This is a genomic window from Pseudoalteromonas sp. 20-92, assembly GCF_030847595.1.
Classification (GTDB): Bacteria; Pseudomonadota; Gammaproteobacteria; order Enterobacterales; family Alteromonadaceae; genus Pseudoalteromonas; species Pseudoalteromonas fuliginea.
The window spans coordinates 65,742-78,383 of record NZ_JANJGQ010000016.1 but is presented as its reverse complement, the minus strand read 5'-3'; the positions used below and the strand labels follow the sequence as shown (position 1 = coordinate 78,383).

At 37.6% G+C, this 12,642-nt stretch carries 8 protein-coding genes; 4 read left to right on the top strand and 4 right to left on the bottom strand.

Annotated features, from left to right (window positions below; all coding sequences use genetic code 11):
- Positions 1-56 precede the first annotated feature (56 nt).
- The 3 genes from tsaA to NRL14_RS13905 all read left to right on the top strand — a co-directional run bounded on the left by tsaA (position 57) and on the right by NRL14_RS13905 (position 3,782).
- Entirely contained in the window at positions 57-761 is a 705-nt protein-coding gene (tsaA, locus tag NRL14_RS13915) for a tRNA (N6-threonylcarbamoyladenosine(37)-N6)-methyltransferase TrmO (RefSeq protein ID WP_033031846.1), read from the top strand.
- Positions 762-850: 89 nt separating this feature from the next.
- Entirely contained in the window at positions 851-2,575 is a 1,725-nt protein-coding gene (locus NRL14_RS13910) for a proline--tRNA ligase (RefSeq protein ID WP_306724909.1), read from the top strand.
- Between the two features lie 361 nt (positions 2,576-2,936).
- On the top strand, positions 2,937-3,782 hold the full coding sequence (locus tag NRL14_RS13905; protein WP_306724908.1) for a UDP-2,3-diacylglucosamine diphosphatase: 846 nt from the start codon (positions 2,937-2,939) through the stop codon (positions 3,780-3,782).
- A 29-nt stretch (positions 3,783-3,811) separates the two neighbouring features.
- Here the strand turns inward: NRL14_RS13905 and NRL14_RS13900 are convergent, their stop codons facing one another.
- The 4 genes from NRL14_RS13900 to NRL14_RS13885 all read right to left on the bottom strand — a co-directional run bounded on the left by NRL14_RS13900 (position 3,812) and on the right by NRL14_RS13885 (position 10,697).
- A complete protein-coding gene (locus NRL14_RS13900; protein ID WP_373462534.1) occupies positions 3,812-6,814 on the bottom strand; it encodes an ATP-binding protein in 3,003 nt (1,000 codons plus the stop codon).
- A 1,084-nt stretch (positions 6,815-7,898) separates the two neighbouring features.
- Positions 7,899-9,107: an ABC transporter permease gene (locus NRL14_RS13895; protein ID WP_306724930.1), complete on the bottom strand. Its 1,209-nt coding sequence runs from the start codon at positions 9,105-9,107 to the stop codon at positions 7,899-7,901.
- Positions 9,100-9,888, bottom strand: coding sequence for an ATP-binding cassette domain-containing protein (locus NRL14_RS13890; RefSeq protein ID WP_306724906.1), 789 nt, complete (start codon positions 9,886-9,888; stop codon positions 9,100-9,102). Before NRL14_RS13890 ends, NRL14_RS13895 begins: the two co-directional genes overlap by 8 nt.
- Complete coding sequence (locus NRL14_RS13885; protein ID WP_306724905.1) at positions 9,885-10,697, bottom strand: DUF3025 domain-containing protein; 813 nt, start codon at positions 10,695-10,697, stop codon at positions 9,885-9,887. Before NRL14_RS13885 ends, NRL14_RS13890 begins: the two co-directional genes overlap by 4 nt.
- 112 nt (positions 10,698-10,809) lie before the next feature.
- Between NRL14_RS13885 and NRL14_RS13880 the strand changes: the two genes are divergently transcribed.
- On the top strand, positions 10,810-12,435 hold the full coding sequence (locus NRL14_RS13880; RefSeq protein ID WP_033028365.1) for a M28 family metallopeptidase: 1,626 nt from the start codon (positions 10,810-10,812) through the stop codon (positions 12,433-12,435).
- Positions 12,436-12,642: the final 207 nt, after the last annotated feature.

Below are 12,642 nucleotides of genomic sequence, written 5' to 3'. Positions count from 1 at the left end.
CCATAGCCGCTAAATAAAGGTAGAATAGCGCTCTATTTTATTTGTATCCGAGTACTATGAGCGATTATACCATTTCGGCTATTGGCCACATTGAATCCCCTTATAAACAAAAGTTTGCTATACCTAGGCAGCCTCGTTTAGTGCCACAAGCCAAGGCAAAACTTATTTTTGCACCTGATTTTAATCGCGAAGAGTTTGTACGTGGTTTAGATGAATTTACTCATATTTGGTTGTTATTTCGTTTTCATGAAACGGCCGATAAAGGTTATTCTGCCATGGTTCGCCCACCTCGTTTAGGTGGCAATGAGCGAAAAGGTGTATTTGCTACCCGCGCTACATTTAGACCAAACGCGATTGGTATGAGCGCAGTAAAGCTCGAAGGTATTGAGTATAAAAACGGACAACTTAGTTTATTACTCGCTGGCATTGATTTACTTGATGGCACACCCATTATCGATATTAAACCGTACTTACCTTATTCAGATGCTATGTTTGACGCCAGTGCTGGCTTTGCAGATACACGCCCAGAAACACAAATGACGGTTGAATTTAGCCCTCAGGCAATTGAGTTTGTTAATGCGCAAACACAGTACCCAGATTTACATGATTTTATAGCTAATGTTTTAAAACAAGATCCCCGCCCTGCCTATAAAAAACAAAAAGATGGCGAGCAAAGCTACGGTATGACTTTGTACAATTATAATATTCGCTGGCAAGTCAATGGCGAGCATAACCTAGTAACAAGCATAGAAAAAAACTAAATAACTCACTTAGCGCTTTAGTGTAAAAGCATCCGCTGTTAAACTTAAGCTCTATTAAAAGAACATAATTACTCTATTTCGGAAAAAACATGCGTACAAGCCAATATATACTCGCAACACTTAAAGAAACGCCATCAGATGCTGAAATCGTATCGCATCAGTTAATGCTTAGAGCCGGTATGATCCGTCGCGTCGCTTCGGGTTTATACACTTGGTTACCCTCTGGTTTACGTGTGCTACGTAAAGTAGAAAACATTGTACGTGAAGAGATGGACAAAGCTGGCGCTATTGAAATGCTAATGCCAGTTATTCAACCGGCTGATTTGTGGGAAGAGTCTGGTCGTTGGAATGAGTTTGGTCCTGAGCTAATGCGCTTTACTGATCGTCATAACCGTACATTTGCACTTGGACCAACGCACGAGGAAGTGATTACTGATTTCGTTCGTAAAGAAATTAATAGCTATAAACAGTTACCAGTTACTTTATACCAAGTACAAACTAAGGTACGCGACGAACGCCGTCCTCGCTTTGGTGTGATGCGTGCTCGTGAATTTACAATGAAGGATGCCTACTCTTTTCACCTAAGTGAAGAATGTTTAGATGCAACATATCAAGCGATGCACAAGGCATATTGTAATATTTTTGAGCGCTTAGGTCTTGATTACCGTCCTGTTATCGCAGATACAGGCTCTATCGGCGGAAGCGTATCGCACGAGTTTCATGTACTTGCTGAATCAGGTGAAGATGCCATTGCATTTAGTGATGGCAGCGACTACGCCGCTAATATTGAAAAAGCAGAGGCGCTTGCACCAAACGATCCACGCCCTGAAGCATCAAAAGAGCTTAAAGCGTTTCCAACTCCTGACGCTAAAACTATTAACGAGCTTAAAAAACACTACGGTGTTAAGCCACATCGCGGTGTTAAAACGTTAATTCTTTATGGTACGCCTGATGAAAACGAAGTACGTGGTCTTGTAGCCTTAGTACTGCGTGGCGATCACGAATTAAATGAACTAAAAGCTGAAAAGCACCCGTTAGTAGACTCTCCGTTAGAAATGGCAACAGAGGCTGATATTGTTGCTGCGATTGGTGCAAGACCTGGTTCACTTGGCCCGGTTGGCCTGTCGATGCCAATTATTGTTGATAGAACGGCTAACGTACTTGCTGATTTTGTTGCCGGTGCTAATAAAGATGACGAGCATTACAGCGGCATTAACTGGGATCGTGATGTAACTAATTATGAAGTTGCTGATATCCGTAATATTGTTGAAGGCGATATGAGCCCATGTGGCCAAGGCGTTTTACAAATTAAACGTGGTATTGAAGTTGGGCATATTTTCCAGCTTGGCACTAAATACTCACAAGCAATGAAAGCGGGCGTATTAAACGAAGACGGTAAAAACCAAACAATGACCATGGGTTGTTACGGTATTGGTGTTTCACGTATTGTTGCTGCTGCTATAGAGCAAAACAACGATCAATACGGGATCATTTGGCCAAAATCAATCGCGCCATTCGATTTAGCAATTGTGCCAATGAACATGCATAAATCGCATCGTATTCCTGATATTGCAAATGACCTTTACCAAGGTTTAAAAGATGCAGGTCTTGATGTGTTATTTGATGACCGTAAAGAGCGCCCTGGTGTTATGTTTAACGATATGGAACTCATTGGTGTGCCATTTACGCTAGTAATTGGTGAGCGCAACCTTGACGAAAACAAAGTTGAGCTTAAAAACCGCCGCACCGGTGAAAAGCTAATGATTGATATCGACACAGCAATTGATGCAATTAAAGCAGCCGTTAAAGGGTAAGCTAAAAATACTTATAAGTAATTTTAAAACCGCTTTTTAAAAGCGGTTTTTTTATACCTAAATTTTGTGTGTGTCATTTAGCTTTAGTATTACTATCGTATAATTGTCATTTTCATTCCCTAAAGTATTTAACCTGAACTCTGGATAATAAATCTATCTCGAGCAGCTATTTTCAGTGCTAACTGCGTTGAATTTACTTGCAATAGGCTCGCTATTGACGCGTAAATTCGCCTTGTTTTCACTGAAAATCTCTGGCTAGAAAAAATAAATTTAAATATCACCATGATTCAATACCTTAGTAAATTTCTTAACCAGAGTTCAGGTTATTTAACTATTACACTCGATACTTTAGGGAATGAAAATGAGTAACGCTGCAAAGAGTAATAAACAACACTACCCTGCCATTTGGATATCTGATGTTCATTTAGGTTACAAAGATTGTAAAGCTGATTACTTACTTGATTTTTTAAACTCGGTAGAATCCGATACACTTTATTTAGTCGGTGATATTATCGATTTATGGTCAATGAAACGTCAGTTTTATTGGCACTCTTCACATTATCAAGTATTAAATTCTATACAACAAAAAGCAGCTAATGGGACACGCGTCATTTATATTCCCGGTAATCACGATGAGACGTTTCGTAACTACGTTGATCAAACTTTATTCGGTGTTGAGGTCCATCAGCAGTTTATTCACACCACTAAAGCTAATAAGCGATTCTTGCTTGTTCATGGTGATGAATTTGATATCGCAACTCGCTATAACAAACTCATTAGCATAGCTGGTGATGCAGGATACGACTTTTTATTGTTTTTAAATCGTTGGATAAATCGTATACGTAAAGTATTTGGTGGGAATTACTACTCACTTGCCGCGTGGATCAAAGCGCGAGTACACAAAGCCCGTGAAGCTATTGAAGCCTTTGAGGATGCCGCTATCCGCGAAGCTAAAAAACAAAAAGTAGATGGTATTATTTGTGGACATATCCATCACCCTAAAATAAAAGTGGATGATGGGATTATGTATTGCAACGATGGAGATTGGATTGAGAGCTGCACGGCACTTGTAGAGCAAAAAGATGGAAAAATTGAGTTATTACATTGGTCAGATACGCAAACCGTGCTCGACAGTGCTGATATTACAAAACTAGCTGCACCGATAGTCAGCTCAGTAGAAGCTAAACCAAAAAAAACAGCTGCATAGCAGCTGAACACTTACACAATGGATGTGATTCAGTTTAACCAAGTCAATAGCTTACTCTTTAGCGTTTGTGGCTTTATTGGCTTAGTAATATAATCGTTCATCCCTGCAGCTAAACAGCGCTCTCTGTCACCTTCCATCGCACTTGCTGTCATAGCAATAATTGGCACGTACGAATATTCACTTCCCGCTTTACCACTTCTTATTGCGCTAGTAGTATCGTAACCGTTGAGATTTGGCATTTGACAATCCATTAAAATAATATCGAAGGTTTGACCCTCATGTAGTTTTAATACCTCTAATGCTTCTAAGCCATCTGATGCTGTGGTTATTTTTACTTTCGTATGTTTTAAAATAGCTTTAGCAACTTCAACGTTGATCATATTATCATCAACTAATAATACGTTATAATTCGATAAGTCTGGCTCTATAGGTTCTTCAATTAAATGGTTAGCTGCTGCAACCACAAGTTCATTATTTGCGCCGAATAAACTCGCTAACTTGTAGCTAAACTGATCTTGGGTAAGTGGTTTATTTAAAATATGGCTATATTCGGCCACTATCGTAGACTGCTTGTTTACTACCATATCACGTAAAATCAGCACATATTTCTTATCATATTGATTACAAAAACTAATGAGGGCGTCAATTTGTGGATGCTCATCATCTATAATTAATAAGTCGGCATCAAATGCACTATGTCCACTAAAATAATCTAAGCGGACAATTTTATCCTTATCTATTTTACACGCATGTATTAGTAAATTTGTGACGTTGTTAAATACGTTATCACGCGCAATTAATGTTGCCACGTTAATTGATGTCGCTAATTCAATGCTCGTATTTAACTTTTTCTGCTGTGCAACATGCAACTCTAACGTAGCAATAAAAACACTGCCAATCCCTTTTTTACTAGTAACCGTAATATTGCCTCCCATCAACTGGGCTAACTTTTTGCAAATAGATAAACCTAAACCTGTTCCACCAAAGTGACGAGTCGTACTTGAATCCTCTTGTGTAAACACCTCGAATAATCTATCTAAATTTTCAGGAGCAATACCAATCCCGGTATCTTTGATCGTAAAACTCATTAACAGTTTAGAATCGGTGATGTACTTAGAGCCAATTGTTAAGCTAACCTCACCTTTGTGGGTAAACTTAAAGGCATTATTAACTAAGTTTATCAAAATTTGTTTTAAGCGGTGACTGTCACCAATCACCATCCGGTCGATAACGTCTTTTGTATCTAAAAAAACTTCAAGTCCTTTTCGTTGTCCTTGCAATGCTAAAGAAGTAATCATATCACTGCATACGGTGACAACATCAAAAGTATGATTATCAATATCGAGTTTTCCGGCTTCAATTTTAGAGAAGTCTAAGATGTCATTAATTAAGTTCATTAATGAATGTGCACTGCTGTTAGCTAATTTTAAATAATGATGCTGTTGCTCAGATAACCCCTCCTCTTTTAACATTTCTAGCATGCCTAATACGCCGTTCATTGGGGTACGAATTTCATGAGAAATGTTAGCAACAAAGTCACTTTTTGCTTGGCTCGCTGCTAGGGCTTGATCTATAGCGCGTTCTAGTTCTATGGTTCTTTGGGATACTTTAAGCTCTAAAGTACTATTTAAACCTTCAAGTTCTGATTGTATGTTTTTCAGTGAAGTAATATTTCTTAAAATCGCAGCAACTTGATAGCGGTTGTTATACACATCAAAAATACTACTGAGTGTTATCGAATAAAATTGCTTGTTACCAAATGCATCAGTATAAATAGCTTCGAAGGGCATTTTTGCCCCATCAATTATAGTTTCTTCAATACAATTAATATCCGCTTTATTTAAGTTAAATAGTGAAATGAAATCGTTTTCTTTGTCCTCGAGAGTACTGCCAAATACATTTTTAGCCGTGTTATTAAAATGAACAATTTGTCCCGTTTCTTCAATTGTAAAAATAGCGTCCAAAGAATTTTCTATTACTTTATTATTTTGCTCTTTCAATGAATGTATAAGTAATTTACGGTTTATGAATCTTTGATATATAGAGGTTATTATTAAAAATATGCTAAAAAACACAACGAGTAAAATAATGAAATTTTGTCGCCTTTCACTTACTTTCAATAATAAATCATGAGTATTTAAGCTAACAGCTAATTCAAGAGGGAGCATCGCGATATCTCCTTCAAAATAAATCCGTTTTTTTAAGTAGTATTGTTGAGGGTAACTATTTATTGGCAGTGTATTGCCAACAGACATTTCTTCGGCTTCATTAAATTCATCATCCCAAGTCCTACTTTGGTTAAACTCAAAGCCAAATCGTAAGTCAGTATCTGGATGGTATAAAAATTCACCTTCATTATTCATTAAGTAAATAGCAATGCCCTTTGGAGACTCTACAATTAAGCTTTTAAATAATTCGTCTGCAAAATAATTAGTGACTAGTACTGCAAACACTTGCTTATGTTCGTCGAAAACAGGTTTAGCAACTCGAAAAGTACTAATGTAAGGCTGCTGTATTTCGCCATTTTCTCGATTGTAATTTATAGGGGAAATGTAAACTGAATTTGCATCTAATATACTGGCTTTAATTACGTAGTCACGTTGTCCTTTTTGTTGTAATTGTTCTCCATCGAGCCTAACTAGGCTGCCGAGCTCAGTGCGATCGACCCTAACAACTTCTCGGCCACCGTCTGCTAGTGTAATATAACGTGCCTGTAATATGCTTTCGTCTGTGCGCATAAAACCCGAAAATATACTTGCTAAGCGCTCTTGCCAGACCGCAATTGGCGTACCCAATAGTGGATCTATCAATTTATGTTCTGAGGCGCGAGAAATACCTTGGATTGGTGGTGTAGCATCTAGAAATCGGATAGCAGTAACGCTGTCTTTAAAGTGCTTTTTTAAAGACAGCGTTTTTGTTTCTAATTCTCTTTTTAATTCAATTTGAGCTGTATTATAAACGTCACTTCTTACTTTTTTCTCAAATAAATAAAGCGAGGGTAATGAAATAACTATAAATGTTATTACTACCAAAAGTATCAGCTTGTTATTTTTTGTGCTTCTTAAAAAAATATTCTTTTTTAACATTTACTTTCGCCACTAAATTGAACTACTAAACAGTATAGAGTATTAAACAATTAAATATCCTAAAAACCAGAGCTTACAGGTCTATAAGGGGTAATTTTCAATATTTAGCTTTTAGTTACTTAAAGATTGATAATCTGAGATGGCATCGTAAATCCATTTATGTATTAACCGTGCAATTATTTTATTAGTAACGGGTAACTATTTACGTATAGTTTTTCAGCATTACGCCCTGTTTATCATTCAAGATTGAAATTTGTTCCGTCAAGGGCCTATATCGCGGCACATGGTTTATAACCTTTGGGCTAGCTAGCTGCTCCTGCGTTACCTTACTGACTTACATTAAGAATAAGTAAAATGTCTGCAGATTACTAACGCGCTTTACCTATCTCAATATAAGCGGCAAAGAATCATAAGGGAGAATGCAATTGGCAGCGTATGTTTGGCATTTATGCTGCGCTATCGCCTATTTATAAATAATCCCTTATAAGTAACACCACATTATTTAGGCTGTATTTTTTAGGCTGTATTTTGACTAAAAAACAGGTCTATTTTTGAGATTTCACCCACAAAAGTTCAACACGCCTAACTTAAATTAATAAACACCGAGGTAATTATAAGCATAGAGTACGTTAATACGTTCTGAACAGATCTGAACATTGGGAACTAATGACCATGAGAGCAACATTCGTAAACAGCTGTTTAAAAGGTTTTTTATACCAATCCGCAATAATACTTAATCAATTTCAGGGATTAAATCTGACTTTAACTGCGTTAAAATTCCTGTTATACGACTGCATGGATGCAGGAGGTAGAGCAATTAGTGATAACAATTAAATAAAGAAGTTTTTGCTTTGTTATCAACATAATTTTCTTACTTAAAAATAGATCACGTAATTAAGGGTATTGGTATTATTGATGATTTCCATAATTAAAATCAACATATAAAAATAGCAGCTAAACGCTGCTATAAAACTTAAATATACGATTACTGGCTTTGGTAATAAATTACCAAAGCCAGGATAACTTTATATCATCTAAAAAGTACATCTTCGCGATTAAACCACTTAACGCAAAAGGCCAGTAGCCCTGCAGCAATGATTGCAGTGGCTAAAAATATTAAGCCTATGAATGTGTAATCAACAGTCCCTTTTACTATTTCTTTAATCGCTAAAGCCACGTTTGTAACTGGAATAAATGCTGTTTTAGCAGTGAGTTCCATATTTGGCATTATTGAAATAATAATCGGGAAAAATACGCCCATACTAAGTGGTGCCATATAGTTTTGCGCTTCTTTAAACGTGCGAGCATAGATAGATATAGCCAGAGCTAAGGCCGAAAATATAGCTGCAACCGGTAATAATAGTAAAAATATCATCAGTAAGTCGGTAACTGCTAATGTACTAAATGCCGCTTTAATAAAATCAAGATCGGCAAATGCGAGCGCCAGTGCTATCCAGCAGCCCATACTTAAGACCGTTATGGTTGTGGAGGCAATGGATGTAGTTAACAAGGTTATAAATTTACCAAGCACCAGCTCTGTACGCGTAATAGGTGTAAGTAGGAGTGTTTCTAGCGTGCCACGTTCTTTTTCGCCAGCGCCTAAATCAATAGCGGGATAAGTTGCCCCCATCAATACTAATGGAATAAGTAAATAAGGTAAAAACCCGCCAATTTTTTCGCCAAGGTTTTCACGTTTATCGGCTGTATCCACTTTTATGACTTCAATCGGATTAAGAATAGATTTTTGAACAGACTCTTCAATACCAAAACTGATTAGCTTTTGAGTTTGCAGCACGTCACTGTATTCTTTTGCGAGTTCTTTAACGCGTTCGAATAAAAAGTTGATAGATTTTGAATCGTTAAAAACAACCTGCCACTGGCTTTGTTTTCCATCGTCCAATGTTTGCACAGCATGACTTGGTAAATAAATACCCATATCAATATCGCCAGCGATTACGCCTGCTTTAAGCTCATCAATATTGTTAAAGGTTTTATCCCCTTTATAAAGCTCAAAACTTTTGTGATAATACACTTTGTCAGTAAATTCTTGTGCGTATTCACCGTTGATAATTGCGTAAGTATTTACTTTTTGCTCAGCGTCCATTGCAGCTTGCGAGCTTATAAATGCCATTACGGCAAACAATAACGGAAATATAGCAACAGGGAGCGCGACTACAAATAATAGCGTTTTTTTATCGCGTAATAACTCTCTTAATTCCTTTTTAAATACCTCAAACATCATGTTTCTCCGTTAATATATTCATAAACGCTTGGTTAAGCTCATCACTATTGCCTGCTTGTTTAAACTCTTCTACTGTCCCGTCAAAACAGCTAATACCTTCGTTAATTACGGCGACACGGTCACATAAAAGTGCAACTTCATCTAGATGATGGGTTGAGAAAATAACAGGTGTCCCCTGCGCCTTTAAACCTTTGATAAATTTAATAACTGTTTGTGTTGTCATTATATCAAGGCCCGTTGTTGGCTCATCAAGTACCACAACTGCTGGGCGATGAACAACCGCACGCGCAATATTTGCTTTTTGCTTCATACCTGTTGAAAGGTTTTCTGCCCGTTTATCTACAAATTTGTGCATATCAAGCAATGTAAATAGCTCATCACAACGCGTTGCTATATCGCTTTTTTTCATGCCATGAAGCTTTGCAAAATACTCTATATTTTCTTTTACAGTTAAGCGGCCATACAACCCTGTAGAGCCTGATAAAAAACCAATAGACTTACGTCCCAATAGCGGTTTTTTTACAATATCGTTTCCGGCAATCGTTATTGAGCCTTCATCGGGCTTTAACGCAGTTGAAATCATTCTAAGTGTCGTCGTTTTACCCGCACCATTTGGGCCGAGCAATCCAAGTACCTCACCTTTAGCGCAACTAAAACTAACGTCTCGTACTGAGTGAAAGTAGTCTTTATCTTCACGAGGATCGATGTCGTCTATTTTATTTTTTTTGTGATCTTTAGTTAGCTTAAATTTCTTTTTAAGCCCAGCAACTTCTATCATGTTCGCATCCTTCGTTTCGCTCTAAAATAATCTGTATTGTTGTAAAAAGAATCGTCTTTGTTTTCGTCATGCCAGCCAGGCACACCTAATAAAGGCAGTGGTGAAAGCTTTTTGTTATCGGCTAAGCAGTTATCTGTATTAATCATCTCATAAAGGGCTTGGTCAAGGTAATGGTATTGAGTTACTAAATCTTTACAAAATATTTCATTAGGTACACAAACAAATAACGCTTTACCCGTTAAACCTATATAAGGCTTTGTTAGCATTTCATAATTAGCATGACCAAACATAAAAGGTTTTATTGTTTTACCCCACTCATGTTTGTGTTCAACGAATGCAGTTTTCCATTGGTGATCGCAAAGCCACTGCCGCCATTTACTCTCACTTATAGCTAATACAACACCACATTCATCAAAAAGCGTTAGTGCATTACGATGCTTAGTACGCTGTTGCAGTCCATGCTCAGCTATATCTTGCACATGTCTATGGTTTATTAACGCTTTGGTTTTTGGAAATAAACACCATATAAACCCACCAAATAAGTCATGCCAATTTTCACTGCGTGTAGGCACAACACCCGTTTCAAAAATTACTTGCTCGTAATACCGATCGCCAAAGTCTACCTTTGCATCATCTTCAAAAGTAATAGGAATATTATTCTCATTAATAGCGGTTAAAAATGGAGAAAACCACTGCGGCGCCGGCCAATCTGTTAGTTCGTTAACTTTAAATAGCTCACGTAAATGCGCAAATGCACCTGTTTCTAAACTACTGATTTGCCACTGCTCGGGGGGAGTAAAACGCTTCATTTAAACCTTTAACAATTTATGCCTATAATTTACGAGAAGTTTACCGCAAAAACTGGTTCTGATTAATAGAAGTTAATATACTAATCACAACTTAAAACAAAAAAGAGCTGACATGAAACATTATTTCTCTCTCACACTCCTCGCTACGGCTGTTTTAGCAGGTTGCGCAACAACAAGTATTACTCCTACTGATGTAACAAATGGTTATAACAGTATTCAAGCTGATGAATTGGCTAAACATGTAAAAGTACTCGCATCGGATGAGTTTGGTGGCCGTGCTCCTTCATCACCTGGCGAAAAGCTAACGCTTGATTATTTAACTGCGCAGTTTAAAGCTTTAGGCTTAGAACCTGGTAATGGCGACAGTTACTTACAAGAAGTGCCATTGGTTTCTTTAGAAGCTGATTCGAATATGGTCCTTAGTATTGGTGGTAAAGACTATCAATATAAAAAAGACATGGTTATGGGTAGCAGCCGCATTAGCGCACAAGAAGGCATAGAAAATTCTGAACTCGTATTTGTGGGCTACGGCGTTAATGCACCTGAGTACAATTGGAATGACTACGAAGGGTTAGACGTTAAGGGCAAAACGGTTGTAATGCTGGTTAACGATCCGGGCTTTGCAACAAAAGACCCTGCTTTATTTACTGGCGACGCAATGACTTATTACGGTCGTTGGACATACAAATATGAAGAAGCAAGTCGACAAGGTGCAGCTGGCGCAATTATTATTCACGAGACAGCACCTGCGTCATACCCATGGTCAGTAGTTGAAAACTCTTGGAGTGGTGAGCAGTTTGGTTTTCAAAAAGAAAACAACAATATGGATCGTGTAGCTGTTGAAGGCTGGGTTACAACTGACGTAGCAAAAGAGCTTTTCACTAAAGCAGGTTTAGATTTTGATACCGTTAAAACAAATGCTGCTAAAGGTGCTTACCATGTTGATATGGGCGATTTAACTGCTTCTGTTAATGTTAAAAATACGATTAAAAAATCAGTGTCGTATAACTTTATTGCCACGTTACCAGGAAGCGAGCAACCAGATGAGCATGTTATTTACTCAGCTCACTGGGATCACTTAGGTACGGATAAAACACGTAAAGGCGATCAAATTTATAACGGTGCTCATGACAACGCAACGGGTACAGCTGGGCTAATTGAAGTAGCTGAAGCCTTTACTAAGTTACCTAAGCACCCTAGCCGTTCAATGACATTTTTAGCGGTAACTGCTGAAGAGCAAGGCTTACTTGGCTCTAAATACTATGCAGCAAACCCAGTGATTGCAGCGAATAAAACAGTCGCTAACATAAACATGGATAGCTTAAATTTATTAGGCAAAGTAAAAGACATGAATGTGGTTGGTATTGGTAAATCACAAATGGATGAGTTTTTAGCAACTGCAGCTAAAGAGCAAGGCAGAACAATATCAGGCGATCCTAAACCATCATCAGGTGGTTATTACCGCTCTGATCACTTTGCATTTGCTAACATGGGTATTCCAGCCATGTACGCCGGTGGCGGCACAGTAGCTGCTGATGAAGAAACGGCTAATTACCGTAAACGTATGAGCTTAGTACTTCGCGGTTGTTACCATCAACCATGTGATCGTTATAGAGATGAATGGGATTTATCGGGTGCTGTTCAAGACTTACAATTGTTTTATAAAGTAGGTTTTGATATTTCTGAGCAAGAGCAATGGCCGACGTGGAATACAAATTCAGAATTTCAACGTAAATAATATAAGTCGTGTTTACCATCAAAGGTTAAATTTACAGCAATGTGTTTTTTATTTTTAGGCTAGGTAGCCTATTGTGGTTATAACCCACGAATAGGTGATATCGACACATAAATGGATACGCACATTGTTTTATTTTAATCGGAAATTCAAACAAGCATTCGATTTAAATTAATGCAAATGATATTGATTATCGTTTAATTAAAATAT